The sequence below is a fragment of the Hymenobacter montanus genome (assembly GCF_014699115.1).
GTDB classification, from domain to species: domain Bacteria; phylum Bacteroidota; class Bacteroidia; order Cytophagales; family Hymenobacteraceae; genus Hymenobacter; species Hymenobacter montanus.
Map to the genome: position 1 here is coordinate 70,053 of NZ_JACXAD010000025.1, position 17,189 is coordinate 87,241.

10 protein-coding genes and 1 pseudogene are annotated in these 17,189 nt (G+C 59.3%); 5 read left to right on the top strand and 6 right to left on the bottom strand.

Features of this window, described 5'->3' with window-relative positions; all coding sequences use genetic code 11:
• Positions 1–356 precede the first annotated feature (356 nt).
• The gene (locus IC235_RS18765; RefSeq protein ID WP_191006743.1) at positions 357–764 is read right to left on the bottom strand and encodes a putative toxin-antitoxin system toxin component, PIN family; all 408 of its coding nucleotides are present in this window, start codon (positions 762–764) and stop codon (positions 357–359) included.
• Complete coding sequence (locus IC235_RS18770) at positions 764–985, bottom strand: hypothetical protein (protein ID WP_191006744.1); 222 nt, start codon at positions 983–985, stop codon at positions 764–766. Before IC235_RS18770 ends, IC235_RS18765 begins: the two co-directional genes overlap by 1 nt.
• Positions 986–1,100: 115 nt before the next feature.
• On the opposite strand from IC235_RS18770, the gene IC235_RS18775 reads away from it, so the two are divergent.
• Complete coding sequence (locus IC235_RS18775) at positions 1,101–1,289, top strand: hypothetical protein (RefSeq protein ID WP_317173609.1); 189 nt, start codon at positions 1,101–1,103, stop codon at positions 1,287–1,289.
• 111 nt (positions 1,290–1,400) lie between these two features.
• On the opposite strand, the gene IC235_RS18780 is transcribed toward IC235_RS18775, so the two are convergent.
• Positions 1,401–1,994, bottom strand: a complete 594-nt coding sequence (locus tag IC235_RS18780) for a TetR/AcrR family transcriptional regulator (protein WP_191006745.1) — start codon at positions 1,992–1,994, stop codon at positions 1,401–1,403.
• A gap of 102 nt (positions 1,995–2,096) precedes the next feature.
• Here IC235_RS18780 and IC235_RS18785 point away from each other — a divergent pair, with 102 nt between their 5' ends.
• Entirely contained in the window at positions 2,097–2,477 is a 381-nt protein-coding gene (locus IC235_RS18785) for a VOC family protein (protein ID WP_191006746.1), read from the top strand.
• A gap of 263 nt (positions 2,478–2,740) precedes the next feature.
• Here IC235_RS18785 and IC235_RS18790 read toward each other — a convergent pair whose 3' ends face one another.
• Positions 2,741–3,166 carry a hypothetical protein gene (locus tag IC235_RS18790; protein ID WP_191006747.1) on the bottom strand — a complete coding sequence of 142 codons (426 nt, stop codon included), beginning with the start codon at positions 3,164–3,166 and terminating at the stop codon, positions 2,741–2,743.
• 126 nt (positions 3,167–3,292) lie between these two features.
• On the bottom strand, positions 3,293–4,108 hold the full coding sequence (locus IC235_RS18795) for a hypothetical protein (RefSeq protein ID WP_191006748.1): 816 nt from the start codon (positions 4,106–4,108) through the stop codon (positions 3,293–3,295).
• A 534-nt stretch (positions 4,109–4,642) separates the two neighbouring features.
• Between IC235_RS18795 and IC235_RS18800 the strand changes: the two genes are divergently transcribed.
• The 3 genes from IC235_RS18800 to IC235_RS18810 all read left to right on the top strand — a co-directional run bounded on the left by IC235_RS18800 (position 4,643) and on the right by IC235_RS18810 (position 15,272).
• Positions 4,643–5,293 (top strand): hypothetical protein, encoded by a 651-nt coding sequence (locus tag IC235_RS18800; protein WP_191006749.1) that lies wholly within the window; start codon positions 4,643–4,645, stop codon positions 5,291–5,293.
• A gap of 1,160 nt (positions 5,294–6,453) precedes the next feature.
• The gene (locus IC235_RS18805; RefSeq protein WP_191006750.1) at positions 6,454–11,625 is read left to right on the top strand and encodes a T9SS type A sorting domain-containing protein; all 5,172 of its coding nucleotides are present in this window, start codon (positions 6,454–6,456) and stop codon (positions 11,623–11,625) included.
• A gap of 650 nt (positions 11,626–12,275) precedes the next feature.
• Positions 12,276–15,272 (top strand): G8 domain-containing protein, encoded by a 2,997-nt coding sequence (locus IC235_RS18810; protein WP_191006751.1) that lies wholly within the window; start codon positions 12,276–12,278, stop codon positions 15,270–15,272.
• A gap of 408 nt (positions 15,273–15,680) precedes the next feature.
• Here the strand turns inward: IC235_RS18810 and IC235_RS18815 are convergent.
• Positions 15,681–17,189, bottom strand: a pseudogene (locus IC235_RS18815) (FG-GAP-like repeat-containing protein); the annotation flags it as partial.

Below are 17,189 nucleotides of genomic sequence, written 5' to 3' on the forward strand. Positions count from 1 at the left end.
CCCAGTTCCTAGGTAAGCCCAAAAGGACTTTTATGCCCTGCCTGCGACGCAGGTGAGCCCCCAACTGGCGCGAGTTTAGCATAACGTAACTCGTGACCAATGTTGGTGTGGAGCTTGAAGCTCCACTGGCGCGCAGCGGCAAGGCGGGACTGCGAACGTGCGGGTAAATGTTCTGTTGCGAGGACAACCTCGCCTGAATAGTAGGCCCGAATTAGTCTGCGCTAAACTCGCGACAGCAAAACGACCTAAGAAACTCCCATTAACCTGGCCGCCTCAGCCCCGGCGGTGGGGCGCGAAGAAATAGCAGAAAGTCCCCCAGAACGCAGCTGATGGAGTTTTCTGCTTCAAAAAGCAGGCTATTGAAAACGACTCAGAAACTCTTGCAGGCTGATGACGGGCATCCGTGGAAACTCCAACTGCTTGAGAACCTCAAAGTGGCGGTCGTTGGTGACCAGGTAATCGGCGTTGGCGGCAATGGCCACGTCAACGAATTTGTTATCGTCCGGGTCAGCTTCAATGAGCTGCCACTTATAGTAGGCTTCCTGTAAATAGGTGTTGGGGGCAGTAATCAGTACTTCGTGCACTTGCTGCGCCGTACTGGCCGAGTAGCGGCGCGTAACCTGCTCCTCATACTCCGTCAGAATTTCGTTGCTGATTACCCATTCGAAAGCCTTCGCAATGAACAGTTCGTAAAGCTGGAAATAAGCGCCGCGTGGGTTAATCGATGCCAACAAACAATTGGTATCTACGACCAAGCGCTGCATCAGGACGGGTCGTTAAGCATGGCCTCGACATCGGCCGCTGTATAGCCGCGCTCTTCATTCACGCGCTCCACTTCCACCAATAATTTCTTCGACATGTGGGCGACCAGCAACTCGCGAATCTCCAGAATCTCTTCGTCGCTCATGCCGCGCTCAAAGAGCCGAAGTAGGCTGATTTGTAGGCTATTGAGCTTAGTCGGCTGAGTGGAAGCAGTAGAAGCCATAGCAGTAAGACGGTTGGTGTTGTAGCAAGATAACGCTGCTCCCTCAAATAATGGTGCCCGCCGCATCGTCGCCGTTCAGTTCCGGCAGATTCAGCAGCGTCTGCCCAAGGCCGGTATCAGCCTCGAAGCCACCGACGAGGTACTCGACTTCCTAAGCGAGCAAGGCTTCGACCCGCAGTTCGTTGCCCGTCCGCTCAAACGCGTGCTGCAGCGCGTGACTCTGAACGAGCTGTCGAAGGACATTCTTTCGGGCGCGTGTCGAAAGACGCCGTGGTGGAAGCCGTGCTGGAGGATGGCGCGGTGAAGTTCGAGAACGTGGAATTACAATTACCCACGGTGTAATAGTCGGGTGGTTTTAAATGGAAAAGCCCCGTCAGCATTGTGCTGACGGGGCTTTTTGTTTGCACCCAATGGCTTATTTCTGCAGGGCCTTTATGACCCGAGTTAACGTGATTTCCAGCTTAGACTCCAATTGCTGGAAGTCGCCCGGCAGGTGCAGGCTCCCTTCTAGTGCGAAGCGTATAAACTGATATAGCGGCGCGAAAGCAATAGCCCAGTAGACCTCGACCGGCAAGTCGGCTATTTGCTCGTTCTGAATGGCGCGGGCATAAAAATCACGGCGTTGTTGGCGGGCATTGGGGTCTTCCTGGTCCAGGACTGCTGCCACGAGGGGTGAATTAATGAACTGTTCCGTGAACCGAAACTCAATTGGGTGGGCTACAAAGTACCTGAATGTATTGTGCCAGAGCACCCGTAAACCGGCCGCAAAGTCCATAGTGGCGCTGAATCCGTCGAGCATAGCTTGGTCGCTGCGCTGCCGCACCTCCAGGTAAAGCTGGTGGAGCATGTCCAGGCGGTTTTCGAAATACAGGTAGATAGTGCCCGGCGATACCCCGGCTTTGGCGGCTAAACGTTGCATGCTAAGGCCATGCAGTCCTTCATCCACAATCATAGTGAGGGCGGCCTGCCGGATGGCCGCTCCTTTATCGATAATTTTTTCCTTGGCCATAGTAAAAATGAATGAACGTTCATTCATTTGATGTATCTTTGTGAAGTCAATCACTAGCAAAGGTGCCCGTGAGTTGCTCAGCCTTTTACTCGCACAACAACCATGCAGATTAAACATTTAAACCTGGTCGTTCCCGATGTACCGCAAGCCCAAACGTTTTTCGAGACGTTTTTCGATTTTCGTTGCGAGCAAAGGAAAGGCAGCAACACGTTGGCTATTCTCCGGGGGCCTAATGACTTTGTGCTGGTGATAAGCCGCTTGGCTGCCGACGACCCTGCTACTTATCCACGCGATTTTCATTTTGGCTTTGTTACGGATAGCCCAGAGCAAGTTCAGGGTAAATATGAGCAGTTGCGGGCCGGTGGCGTAGCGTTAGAGCATCAGCCCCGCGTTTTACATGGCAGCCTTGTCTTTTACGTTTATGCCTTTGGCTACTTGCTTACAGAAGTAAGCTGCCCGCTCCCCAGCCCACAGATAAATTAGCAGCTGCCTGTAGTTCCAGGCTGGTTCCGTTGAAGGAAGACAACGCTTCGGCCAAGTTGCCAGCCGGTACGGCTGTGCGTACATGCAACAGGCCAGCGTAGCACATTGGGAAAAGAGCTAGCCCACCTACCTGTGCCGGTCCGATAGATAGTGCCAGCCCTGAGCCCCACCTGGCACGAGTTACGCTGCGTTAAACTTGCGCCAGCGGTAGGGCCTGACGAATCGTAGAGAAGCTCCGTTGGCAGTATGCTGGCGGGGTCTTTCTATTCAAAATCCTTCTTTTTCAATCTATGCCTAATTCTTTTAGGTAGTGGTTGGCCTGCGCGGTAGGCGCGGTCTACTTCATCCTCATGTTCTTCGCTGTAGACCAGAAGGTTTCCAAGACTGGCGGCGGCGGGAACACCTACGAAAGCACCTGCAATAATTGCTGCACCACCAGCATTGAGGCTACTCCCATCACTGCGGGTGCTGGTCAGCGCACGGACCATAGCCAATACTCCAACCACCCCAACGTATGTCCACCTTTTACCACTCTTACGGCGGCGTTCGAATAAGTTTCCAATAGCGCGTAACGTGTCACGCTTTCCTGCGGATAGTTCTGCTGGGGATGCTGATAGAGGAGTATTCTGAGCCATTACCTGCTGGGCAGAGCAGGCTAATACCAGTAAAACAAGTAAAATTCTGCGCATGTGATTTCTTGAAAAATGGGTAATTCAAGTAAATATAATTGATTTGTTACAATGGAACATGCTTTCTTGATAAAAGTAAAGCTAAAGCCGAATGAACTGCCGCAATTACCTGGATTCCCCGTTGGCTTAGCGGCGGCGGGCAGCTCTACGCTCCAGACGCTCGCGGTAAGCGCGGCCCGAAGCAATGTGTTTGATTTTAAGCTGTGTCCGGATCGCGGTGGGCAGTGGCGCACCAGCCAAGTAGCTCGTGCGCAGGGCTTCGAACTTACTATTAGAATACGGCGCGTTGTGAATGAACATATAGGCCACGCCGCCCGTCATCAAGGCTAGGCCGAGGGCTACCTGCCCGCCGGACGGGTCATTGTTCGGCGATTGAAGGTAGGGCGAAGCAGGGGTATTAGTTTTGCTGGCCCCGGTCATGAGGCGAAGTCCCGGCAGCGCCAGCAGAATGGGCAGTTGCCCTGCCAACCGCTTCGCCAGAAACAAACCCAGCACCGCATCCAGGGTATCTTGCCGAGCATCGGCCAGCGCTTGGAGCGGGGGGGCAGAGGGCACGCTGACCACCGGATTTTCAGTGTTTGGAGGCGCTGGCGCACTCGCGGCTGGCGTAGTGGGAGCAATGTTTAGGGCCAGTAATGGGTTGGGGGCCGAGGCGGTGCCGTGCAGCGGGGCAAAGTTGCCGTGCAGGCGACGCTTCACGTCGGCCGGCAGGTGGCCCGTGGCTGCCAGGTCGCGCAGTACACGGTACTCGCGCCCCCAGCCAAACTGGATAACCTTTTTGGTGCCCAGTAGCGCCAGCCCCGAGCCGATAATTACACCTGGCGTCCAGACGCCAGCACTGGTGGACTGCTGCGCGGGGATGATGGAAGCCGCCATGCCCGCCCCGCCAAACGCCAGCCAGCCGAATCCGCCGCCGCGCCGGCTCTTGAAAAGCTCATGCACGGCGCGGGCGGTGTCAAGCCGAGTAAGGATAGGAGTGGCTGCCTCAGGAGTAGTGGCCGGATGCTGGGCACAGACTGGGGCCGCAGCTAAAAGGCATAGAACCAGAAGCAGATAGACCTTGGACATAAAAAGCTGTTACTGAGAAACGAGCACAAGGTACTATATACCATCCGAGTGCGCCCAGCATAGACTTTGCGCCATGTCCGTTGCTTAAATTTAAATAAAGAAAAGCCCTGCTGGCAGCATGCTGGCGAGACTTTTTTTTATTTAGTTACTCGACATTCTTCTTATTTTAGCGATATACCTGATTACCAGGCTAAATCAAGCTGGTGGAATGGCAACAGGGTTGACAAAGTGCCCGCCAGGAAATTAACTATCCGCCATGCTTTGGTTTGGAAGTTGTCTTAGAACTGTAACTGGTTAAATACGTATCCGTTTCCGCTCACTGAATATATACTTCATAGAATGCGTCCTTAGAAACAGGTGGTGACAGTAGGGCGGCTAGCGAACCACTAGCAAACTGACTAAATAGATATGAGAACAGAGGTTTATCAACTTTCGGATGGTACAGGCATGTTTGATATGAAAGGGAATGGAGAAAATATTCTGTATTACAATCATCAGCCTTTTGCCATTGAATGGTTTAACAACCAAGGTTCCATAGAAAAATACCTGGCAAGAGCGAATAAGCCTATCCAAGCCAATAGCCAGTTAGAGAGCATGCGATTCTTTGCCGAAGAAGGTATCCCAGATTATGTAGAACTAAGTAGTGCCACTTATCCTCTGATAACGTTATGCACCAATGGTACTTATGAGTTAATCTATCCGTTTGAGGATAGCTCATTCGGTTTGGACTTGATTGAATATGGCGAAAGATCAATAGAAGAGTTTTATCCTACTGCTATGACGTTAATATGTCTTCAAAAGAGGGAAACTTTACAAGAAGAACGAATCAATTATTTTGAAGAGCGCATCGCGAAGGGGAGGCGGCCAGTTATATTCGTTATTGGCTTTTACGAGGGGGGCGACAAGTATATTATAGATGGGCATCATAAAGCGATGGCGTATTGGAGGGCAGGAATCACACCGAGGGTTTTGTTTATCAAAAAGCAGCTAACCGTCAGGGATAAGCTTAGCTCGGAAGCGTTCAAGGAGGCAATCGATAAGGTAGTCACCCGTAAATAAGAGCACGCACAAAAGACGCAACCATACGATATACCCACAGCAGGCCAAAAGCTACCCCCTAAGTAGCGCGGGTTTAGTATAGCGTACCTCATGACCAACTCGCCGACAGTGCGCCAATTAATTTCCTGAAGTTTAGTGTAGCGTACCTTTGAGGTAGAAGCTGCGCCTCCACTGCCGCGTTAGCGGCAAGCCCGGCCGGTAGTATTCTCCAATATATTCAAGAAAACCGTTCTGTTATGAGACTCAGCCTCGTCCAATGGTTCGGCACAAGTCACGCTGCGCTAAACTCGCGTCAGCGGTGCCGGGGGCACTCTTCAGAAATTTACGTTACTGTTGCTACGTAAATCCTGTCAGTAGGCGCGTCGTGTAAACAAATGTGGTTATTCAAGCAGTTGAGGTAGATTCAGTAGGGGCTTCACCTAAGTTGTGACCGGCCGGGCCGTACACGAATGGCAAACAATTTCTCCGTTCTACTTACACACAAAGCCCTGCGGGCGACAACGGAACTCACTTTTGAATACATAAGCGGATGTGCCCGTAGCTACCGAACTGTGGGCCATCGCCATAAGGTAGTGGCCTATAACTTAATCATAAGAGAATGGCTTGATGGTGACGGCTATAGGTAATATTATATTTTGCGAGCGTCTTCTACTGACCGATTTCACTCGGCATTAGCGGCGGGGGAGGGCTCTATATTTATGCTCTGTTCGAGCAGGTAACGGCGATATCACCGCTCCGGAATGAGCCCTGAAAAGCATCCCCGCCCTGTCTCCCGATAAGTCAGCTCTGCTCGTTCACGAACAGCTGCACTTTACAGCGATCGAGTTCGCTGATTTTTACACAGACTAACTCCGAATTCTACTAGATTTATAGCGCTTAAATTCAGCATATTATGATGATATTGGACCCGAGAAATGCAAATTTGTGCTACTATTTCCATGACGATAGCAGAAGAGTTTAAAAATCGACGCATATTTACCAGCGACTAGCTCCGACCGCTCTATCGGCCTTTCAGGTTTCCCCGAGAGCCGTCTGTTTCCCCTCTTCGGCGTCCTACCCTCTATTCTACCCCGGCTTACACTAGCTGCTATCGGCAGCTGGTACAGTCTGCATCACCATTCCTAGTAGATGTTTCCCTTATTAATTACAATTTTTTCTGCATGCTCCAAAACTTACTTTCCCGCAACACGCCGTACTTGCCCGTGGTGGACCGGTCGGCTCAACGGTGCCGCTGGCAGCCATTGGTCGCTGCCGCCTTCGGGCTCCTGGCCCTCACCCCCGGCGCTTACGCCCAGCACCTGACGCTGCCGCCCCCGATGGCAGAGCGCATCGTGGTTCCTGCAGCGGCCGTGGCCGCTCCCCTGGTTACGGCGGCGCCCGCCGCACTCATCATGGCCCATCGGGGCCTGGCCAGCATCAGCTCGACGGCCACGGGAGGCAACTGGAGCGACCCCACCACCTGGGTGGGGGGTGTAGTGCCCACCAGTAGCGACGACGTCACAATTGCCGCCGGGGCCACGGTGACACTGGACCAGGCGGGCAGCTGTAGCTCGCTGACAGTGGCCAGCACGGGGTCGCTGTTGACCTCGGCCACCACGAGCTACTCCTTACAAGTGGCCGGCAGCGTGCTCAACAACGGCACGCTGGACCTGAGCGCCAGCGCCAGCATTGGGTCGGGCCTGCGCTTTACGGGGGCGGGCAATGCCAGCTTCGCCGGCACGGGCACCACCGACCTGCACGCACTCTCCCTCGCCAAATCCGTACGGGCCGACATCGTAGAGATGAATCTGCCCAGTATCTCGGTGAAGGGCAGCAGCGCATCCGGCGACGGCTTCCTATTCACGCGCACTACGGGTGCTACGCCAGCGGACGACATGACGGGCACGCTGCGCATTTCGGGGACGGCCCCCATTACCAATCAGGTGTTTGGCAATGGCGCGGCGTACGTGATTCCGGCCACGGGGGGCTTGTGGCTGAACAATGCGCGCTTCACGGTGGTGGGGCAGAACGGGTCGGCCAGCGTCAATGGGCTGTTGCGCATCTCGGCGGGCACGTACAACGTGGGCACGGCGTCGGGCAATTCGCTCAGCTTTGGTTCGGGGGCGCTCTTCACCATGGAAGGGGGCACCCTGAATGGAGCCGGACGTATTACCTCCTATACGAGTGCGACGGCGACGACGTCTATCACCTTCAGCATGAGTGGCGGTACCATTAACGTGAGTACGGTAGGTAATGCTTCCGCCGCTCCCTCATTCGGCTTTAGTGGGACCTCTACGATGTCGGGCGGCACCATTAACTTGGTGCAGCGCAGCACCGCTGCTACGCCGCTCGATTACAATATGAATGCAACTAGCTCTTTTTTCTTTACGGGCGGCACGCTCAACGTGGGAACAGGGGCGACAACCACCAACTTCGACTTCCGCATCCGTGGCAACGTCCCGAACCTGACCATCGACAATACCACCAGCAACAAGTCCGTGCTGCTGACCGCGCAGATAAACTGTTACGGCACGGTGCTGGTTCCGGTGGGAACTACGTTAAATCTAAACGGCTTCTCTCTGCTTGTAGCTGGTGCAACGGTTACCAACAACGGGACCCTCGCAGGTACTACGGTCAGCAGCACGCTGTACTTCGCCGGCGCGACCGCTCAGACTCTGGTCGGCACCGGTACTTTCACCACGGTTCGTAGCCTCACCATTGATAATGCCGCGGGGGTCACGTTGACCGTGCCGCTGGTCGTTACGCGCCTGAACATGTTTACCGGTAACCTCAACGGGGTCAATAACCTGACCATCGGCGATGGATCAACTTTATTGTTTACCATCCAGATCGGAGTCGGGAACAACCCGGGTAGCAGCGGCTCAATCACCTCGGCGCCCACCTTCAACCTGGGTACCGGGGCCCTGCAGCTGCTCTACGCCCCGGAAACGACGGCCCGCACCACGGGCTTTGAGATTCCGCCCACCCGGGTAGTCGATGCCATCACGGTGAATAACCCCGCGGGCGTAATTCTGGCGGGCGGTAATCTGACTTTAAATGCCAGTGGCGTCACTAATGGGTCACTGACTCTCACGGCCGGGATCCTGACCACTTCGGCAACGAACAAGCTCACGATCGGCACGGCAGCGGCCACCATTCCTCCGGGGTTGGCTAACTCCTACGTGAAAGGCCCCCTGGGCATCACGGTGAACAGCACTACGGCCGTGAGCCGCACCTTCGCCGTCGGCGACGCGGGCGGGTGGCGGCCGGTGGTCGTGACCGGAATCACGACCAGCACCCCGCAGGTGTTTACGGTCACGGTCGTAAACGGCCCGACTGGCGGCACCCCCGTGCTGCCCCTGACTACCCTCAACCCCACCCGCTACGTGCGGCTCGAAAACTCGGTCGCGTTGCCGGCCACGGCTCGAGTTCAGCTGAGCTATGGCGCTGGTGAGATTAGCAACGCGACGACGGCGGTGGTGGCCCAGGCCGCCACGGCGGCTGGGACCTACGTTTCGCTCGGGCGGGCCGCTTTCACGGCGCCCACTACGGGGCTGGCCTCCACGCTGAACCTGACGCCCGGCAACGACTTCTTTGTCTTGGCCAACAACGAGGGCGGCGTACTGAGTACGTCGGTTACCAGCGTGTGCGGCGGCACTAACTCGGGCACGCTCACGCTGACCGGCAACGCGAGCGGGAGCACCATCACGGGCTATGAAGCAGACGCGGGCAGTGGCTTTGTGGCCGTACCCGGTAGCAATACAACGGCGACACTGGCCTTTACGAACCTGCTGGCCACCACCACATTCCGGGCTGTAATTCTAACGACCGACAATCGCACGGTATACTCCACGCCCATTACGGTGACGGTGAACTCAATACCCACGGCCACGCTCACGGCTACCACGCCCGTAAGCTTCTGCGGCTCGGGAACTCTAACGCTGACGGCTACTCCGGTTGCGGGGGCTACTTACCAGTACCAGCTCAACGGCAGCAACATTGCCGGAGCGACCAGTGCTAGCTACACGACGACGGTGACGGCCAGCGGCTCATATTCCGTAGTCGTTACCAGCGCGGCAAGCTGCTCCGCCACTTCGGCTCCCGTAGCCGTAACGGTGAACCCGTCTACAACGGCCACGTTCGCCTACAGCGGGGCGAGCTTCTGCCAGGGTGGTACCAACCCGACGCCTACCATAACGGGCACGGCCGGCGGCACGTTCTCCTCCACCGCCGGTCTGAGCCTGAACACCTCCACCGGCACGATCGACCTGATTGCCAGCACTCCGGGCACGTACACCATCACGTATAGCGTGGCGGGTGCTTGCCCTTCGTCGGCTACGGCTGTCGTAACCATCACCAGCCTGCCAGTGGCAACTTTCTCGTACGCCAGCACGGCTTACTGTACTTCCGGCTCGAATCCGGCGCCGGTGATTCCAGCCACTAGCACGGCTGGCACGTTCTCCTCCACGGCGGGCCTGACGATTAATGCGGCAACCGGAGTTATTACGCTGGCCTCCAGCACACCGGGCACGTACGTGGTAACCAACACGGTTGGTGCTGCGGGGGGCTGCCCAGCAATCACGGCAACTTTCTCGGTAACCATCACCAGTCCCCCGGTAGCGACTTTCTCGTACGCCAGCGCAGCTTATTGCACCTCCGGCTCGAACCCGGCACCGGTAATTCCGGCCCCCAGTACGGCTGGCACGTTCTCCTCCACGGCGGGCCTGACGATTAACGCGACGACCGGGGTTATTACGCTGGCCTCCAGTACGCCCGGCACGTACGTGGTGACTAACACGGTTGGCGCTGCCGGGGGCTGTGCGGCAGCGACGGCCACCTTCTCCGTGACCATCACCAGCCCGCAGGCGGCCACCTTCTCGTACGCCAGCACGGCTTACTGTACTTCCGGTACGAATCCGGCACCAGTAATTCCAGCCCCCAGCACGGCCGGCACATTCTCTTCTACAGCGGGCCTGATAATTAATGCGACGACCGGGGTTATTACGTTGGCCTCCAGTACGCCCGGCACGTACGTAGTGACCAACACGGTAGGCGCTTCGGGGGGGTGCCCAGCAGCGACCGCTACTTTCTCAGTAACTATCACCAGGCCACTGGTAGCGACCTTCTCGTACGCCAGCGCAGCTTATTGCACCTCTGGTACCAACCCAGCACCGGTGATCCCAGCCCTCAGTACGGCCGGCACGTTCTCTTCTACGGCGGGCCTGACAATTAACGCGACGACCGGGGTTATTACGCTGGCCTCCAGCACGCCCGGCACGTATGTGGTGACCAACACGGTTGGTGCTTCGGGAGGCTGCGCGGGAGCGACAGCAACCTTCTCGGTAACCATCACCAGCCCGCAGGTGGCCACCTTCTCGTACGCCAGCGCGGCTTATTGCACCTCCGGTACGAATCCGGCACCGGTAATTCCAGCTCCTAGCACGGCCGGCACGTTCTCCTCCACGGCGGGCCTGACAATTAACCCTACGACTGGGGTCATTACCCTGGCCAGCAGCACGCCGGGCACGTACGTGGTGACTAACACGGTTGGTGCTGCCGGGGGCTGTGCGGCAGTGACGGCCACCTTCTCCGTGACCATCACCAGGCCACCAGTGGCGACTTTCTCGTATGCCAGCGCGGCTTATTGCACCTCCGGTACGAACCCGGCGCCGGTGATCCCAGCCCCCAGTACGGCTGGCACGTTCTCCTCCACAGTGGGTCTAACGATTAACGCGACGACCGGGGTCATTACCCTGGGCAGCAGCACGCCCGGCACGTACGTGGTGACTAACACGGTTGGTGCTGCCGGGGGCTGTGCGGCAGTGACGGCCACCTTCTCGGTAACCATTAACCCCGTGCCGGCCACCCCAACGATCAGCGTGGCGTACAACGGCCCCACGGTAAGGTTGACTTCCAGCGCTGCGAGTGGCAACCAGTGGTTCCTCAATGGCGTGGCTGTGGCCGGGGCCACCAACCAAGTGTACGTGGTGAACTCCGCCGCCCAATTTGGGGGCTACACCGTGACCACGACCAACGCCAGCGGCTGCACCTCGGCTCCTTCCGCGCCGTTGGTAGTGAGCTCAAGTGTGAAGCCCTTGGCCGGCTCTTCGCTCAACGTGTATCCCAACCCAACCCACGACGGCAAGCTCCACGTGGAATTGACCGGCTACCGGAAAGCCGTGGAGTTGACTTTGTTCAATGCCCTTGGCCAGCCGGTGCAGACCAGGACCGTCCCCGCTTCGGCGGGCAGCACGACTACCACGCTGGACCTGACGCCACTGCCGACAGGGGTCTACATCCTGCGTACCCGTACCGAGGGTGGACTCGATACGCGCCGCATCGTGAAGCAATAGCTCGCGGATATTCCGTGTGGTTCAGTTAAAAAAGCCTTGGCCAATTTGGCCAAGGCTTTTTTATTAGCCTACTGCTTATGCTTAGTCTGGGCCCTATTCAGGTCTTCCGGCGATACGTCATGGCGGATCTGAGAATGATGGCTATGAGCAATGTTCCATTCTCACGTAAGCCGATTCTGGCGGCTGATTTTGCGCGGCGGTAGCGGCGGAAGGCCGGTAGTCATCCGCGGTTTTGGCCGCTACCGCGCCGCCCCGTTCCGGAATGAGTCGTCAAAACATAACTCGAGCGCTACGGTTCTGTTTGCCAACCTTTCGGTTTAGCTCGCGGCTGGAAAGCACCTTGCACCTATCGAAGTCGCCAATATTTTATGGAGACTGGTTCGCGAGCTTACTAAGTGGTTCTGGCTCTTATTCAGCCTGCTACTTAACTGATAGGACGGCGTCTGAAGGTGAATAATGAAGTTTAATGAAAACATAATAATAGTTAAGAAATTATGTCCTCATTGATTATAGTATAAAGATTTAAAACGAGAACGCATATTTGCCGACCAATGGTCAGCTTGCTCCTCGGTCTTAGAAGCTTCTGCGGAGTAAGGTCGCGTTGCTCCTCCTCGGTGTCCTTTCCTACCTTCTACTCATTTTCTACCCATATGTTTCCAAACTTATTTTTCGGCAGCCCGCCGTGCTTGCCCGTGCCGTACCGGCCGGCCCAACGGCGGGGCTGGCAGCCCCTGGTTGCTGCCGCCTTCGGGCTCCTGACCCTCACCCCCAGCGCCCAGGCCCAACACCTGAAGCTGGCGCCTCCTCCCACGACGGAACGCACCGTGGTTGCTACCACAGCGGCGCCTCCGCCCGTGGCGGCGCCCGCGACTCCTATTGTCATCGGGGCCCATCGGGGCCTGGCCAGCATCAGCTCGACGGCCACGGGAGGCAACTGGAGCAACCCAACTACCTGGGTGGGGGGCGTAGTACCCACCAGTAGCGACGACGTCACAATTGCCGCCGGGGCCACGGTGAGGCTGGACGTGACCGGCCGCTGCGGTTCGCTGACAGTGGCCAGCACGGGGTCGCTGTTGACATCGGCCACGACGAGCTACTCCTTACAAGTGGCCGGCAGCGTGCTCAACAACGGCACGCTGGACCTGAGCGCCAGCGCCAGCATTGGGTCGGGCCTGCGCTTTACGGGGGCGGGCAATGCCAGCTTCGCCGGCACGGGCACCACCGACCTGCACGCGCTCTCCCTCGCCAAATCCGTACGGGCCGACATCGTAGAGATGAATCTGCCCAGTATCTCGGTGAAGGGCAGCAGCACATCCGGTGCCGGCTTCCTGTTCACGCGCACCACGGGCGCCACGCCAGCGGACGACATGACGGGCACGCTGCGCATTTCGGGAACGGCATCTATTACTAACCAAGTGTTTGGCAACGGCGCGGCGTACGCGATTCCGGCCACGGGGGGCTTGTGGCTGAACAATGCCCGCTTCACGGTGGTGGGGCAGAACGGGTCGGCCAGCGTCAATGGGCTGTTGCGCATCTCGGCGGGCACGTACAACGTGGGCACGGCGGCGGGCAATTCGCTCAGCTTTGGTTCGGGGGCGACCTTCACCATGGAAGGGGGCACCCTCAACGGTGCCGGGCGCATTACCTCCTTTGTTAGCGCCACGGCGGCGGCGGCTATTGCCTTCAGCATGAGTGGTGGTACCATTAACGCGAGCACGGTAGGCCATGCCTCGGATACGCCTTCGTTTGGCTTTACCGGGACCGTGACTATTTCGGGTGGCACGATCAACCTGGTGCAGCGCAGCACCGCCACCACGCCGCTTGATTATTACATGGGGGGGCAGTTTAGCTTTACGGGAGGTACGTTACGCGCGGGGACGGGGGCGACGAGTACTAACTTCGACTTTTACATCCGGGGCAGCGTCCCGAACCTGACCATCGACAATACCAGTAGCAGCAAGACCCTGCTGCTCGCCGCGCCAACAGAATGTTACGGCGCGGTACTGGTTCCGACAGGTGCCACGTTGAACCTGAACGGATTCCTGCTCCGGATGCGTGGTTCGGGGCTTACCAACAACGGGACCCTGATCGGGACCCAGGTGGGGGCGACGAGTACCAGTACCAGCACGCTGTACTTCGCCGGAGCGAACCTTCAGATGCTGGCCGGCAGCGGTACTTTTACCACGGTGCGTACGCTCACTATTGAAAACCCCGTGGGGGCCACATTGACCGCGCCGCTGGTCGTCACGCGCCTGAACCTGTTTGCCGGTAACCTGAACGGGGCCAACAACCTGACCATCGGCGACGGAACAGCAACCTCTTTTACCATCCAAACTGGACTGATAAACAACCCTGGCAGCAGTGGTTCGATCACGTCGCGGCCCAACTTCAACCTGGGCGCCGGGGCCTTGCAGCTGATCTACGCCCCGGAAACAACGGCCCGCACCACGGGCTTTGAGATTCCGACCACGCGCACCGTCGACGCCATCCTCATGCTTAACCCGGCGGGCGTAACGCTGGCTGGCGGCGACCTGACTGTCAATGCCAGGGGCGTCTCGGCGGGGTCATTAATACTCACGGATGGCATCCTGACCACTTCCGCCCCCAACAAGCTTATTCTAGGCACGGCTGCGGCCGTGATCCCACCTGGGTCGGCTAATTCCTACGTGAAAGGCCCCCTGGGCATTACGGTGAACAGTACCACGCCCGTGAGCCGCACCTTTCCGGTCGGCGACGCGGGCGGGTGGCGGCCGGTCGTCGTGACCGGGATCACGACCACCAGCCCCCAGGTGTTTACGGCCACGGTCATAAACGGCCCGACCGGCGGCACGAGGGCTTCACCGGTGCTGACCAACCTGAATCCCCGGCGCCACGTGCGGGTGGAAAATACGGCTAGTCTGCCCGCCACGGCCCGGGTGCAGCTGAGCTATGGAACCGATGACGTGCTGGGCAACGCGGCGACGGCGGTGGTGGCCCAGGCTGCTACGGCAACTGGAGCCTACGTCTCGCTCGGGCGGGCCGCTGCCACGCCTCTTACCACCGCCCTGGCCTCCTCGCTGGATCTGACACCCGGCCACGACTTCTTTGTGTTGAGCAGCACTAGCCTGCCCCTGCCGGTGACGCTAAGCGTGTTCACGGCCGAGCGGCAGGGGCGGGGCGCGCGGCTGCGCTGGCGCACGGCCAGCGAGCAGCACAGCGCGTTCTTCGCCGTGGAGCGCAGCCTCGACGGGCGCCGGTTTGCGCCCCTGGGCCGGGTGGCGGCCCAGGGCCAGAGCACCCAGCCCAGGGCCTATGAGTTTACGGACCCAGAGCTACCTGCTGAAGGGGCGGCCGTGGTGTACTACCGCCTGCAGCAGGTCGACCTCAACGGTACGGCTAGCTACTCGCCCGTGCGTGCGGTGGCGGGCGAAACGGGCCAGTTGGCGCTCTTTCCCAACCCGGCCCCCAGTGGAGCCTTGTCCGTGCGCCTGACTGGAGTTGCCCCTCAAGTGCTGGTGACCGTGCTGGACCAGGCGGGCCGGGTGCGCTGCAGAGCCTATACCAATGCCCACGGACAAGCCTTGCTGGAACCAACGACGGGCAGCTTGTCCACGGGGCTGTACGTGGTACGGGCGGGGGCGCAGGCCACGAAGCTGGTGGTGGAATAATTGGCCTGGCCATCGGTGGTAGCTTCCCCGATGGCCAGGATGCACCCGCTCGCCCCGCCAAGTGGCCGTTTCGCAGCGCTAGTTCCGGGGCTATGTCCCCCGCACGGCGTTGGAATATGGTTTGGTACTTTGGCGGTGGCGTGGAGGTCGTTTGCTTCGCTACCGCTCTATACCAACGAAACCAAGATGCCCTTCGCTAGCTGCATAGTCCCGGAGTGTTAAACATGTTTTAGCAGCAGCTATAGTTAAGAAACGTCCCGCTTTTTTGCTGACTTTGAAAGACCCGGGCTGACCCTCATCGCCGGGATGGTGCCCACCGTTGGATTCAGGACCCGAAGCGGCGGATTAGCGGCAAGTGGGATGGTGCGGCTGGGCCCGCGGCGAAACTACGGCCGCGGGCCCGGCCGGTTATTCCACCACCAGCTTCGTGGCCTGCGCCCCCGCCCGTACTACGTACAGCCCCGTGGGCAAGTCGCCCGTTGCGGGTTCGAGCAGGGCCTGTCCGCTGGCAGTGGTATAGGTCGTGCCGCGCACCCGGCCTGCCAGGTCCAGCACGGTCACCGGCACCTGGGGGGCTGCGCCGCTCAGGCGCACGGGGTCTCCGTTGCGGGCCGGGTTGGGGAAGAGCGTCAGCTCGTCGGTTTCGCCCGCCACCGCGCGCACGGGCGAGTAGGTGGCCGTGCCGTCGAGGTCGATCTGCCGCAGGCGGTAGTAGAGAACCCGCGCCGGAGCAGCTGGCAGGTCCGAGTCTGTGAACTCATAGGTAACTGCCTGCGGGCTGTGGCCCTGCGCGGCCACCCGTCCAATACTGGCGAAGGTGCGCCCGTCGGGGCTGCGTTCTACCGCAAAAAAGTCGCTGTTCTGCTCGCTGGCCGTGGTCCAGCGCAGCCGGACGCCGCGGCCCCGGCGCTCGGCCGTGAAGGCCGTCAGCGTAACCGGCAGCGGCGTAGCCGGGCCGCTGCTCTGGCCCAACTGCTGAGCACCGACGTAGCGCCAGGGGCCATAGCGGGCCCGCCCGCTCACTCCCCCCGTACCGGCGGGGGGGGTGGTGGTGCCGGCGACCAGCGGGGAGGTCGTGGCGTATTCTACCCGCACCCGCACCCGGGTGACGTGGCCTACTTTATTCACCAGCACTTTTAGCTCCGGTGGGGCGCCGGTAGCGGGCAGGTTGGTCCAGGGCCCGCGGGCGGTATACTGGGTGGAGTTGGGAATGGCTGAGCTGCTGGAAAAGGGCACGCCGTTGGCCTTGGTCTCCCACACCAGGCGGGCCCGCACCCGGCCGTAGGGCGAGGCGGCCCGCAGGCCCAGGCCGAAGGTGGCCTGCGCTCGGTTAGCTGCTGAGAGCAGGGTGGTCTGGTTAGCATTATAGAGGCGCAGGCGGGTATCGCGGTTGCTACTACCCGTGCTGCCGCCGTAGTAGACGAACACGGCCCCTGCCTGGGACTGCCCGCCTGTGTACTGGGGAGCCCCGATGGCCAGGTCGGCGTAGCCATCGCCATTGAGGTCGCTGGCCCCCGCCAGGCTGTTGGCCATTCGGGCGGTGGGCGTGTTAGATTCCAGGCGCAGGGCGGCTGCGGCCGGGTTGGCGGGCACGGTTTGCAGGCCAGTGGCTCCGCCGTAGTACACGAACGCCGCCCCTTCTTGAGACTGCCCGTTGGCATACAAGGGAGCCCCAGCAGCCAGGTCGGCGTAGCCGTCGCCGTTGAGGTCACCTACCCCGGCCACGCTAGCGCCGAAAGCAGCGTTGGCCTGGTTGCTCTCCAGGCGCAGGGCGGCTGCAGCCGGGTTGGCCGGCACGGTTTGCAGGCCAGTGGCCCCGCCGTAATATACGAACACGGCCCCCTCACTCGCTTGGCCATTGGTGTACAGATAGGCTCCGGCGGCCAGGTCGGCGTAGCCGTCGCCATTCAGGTCGCC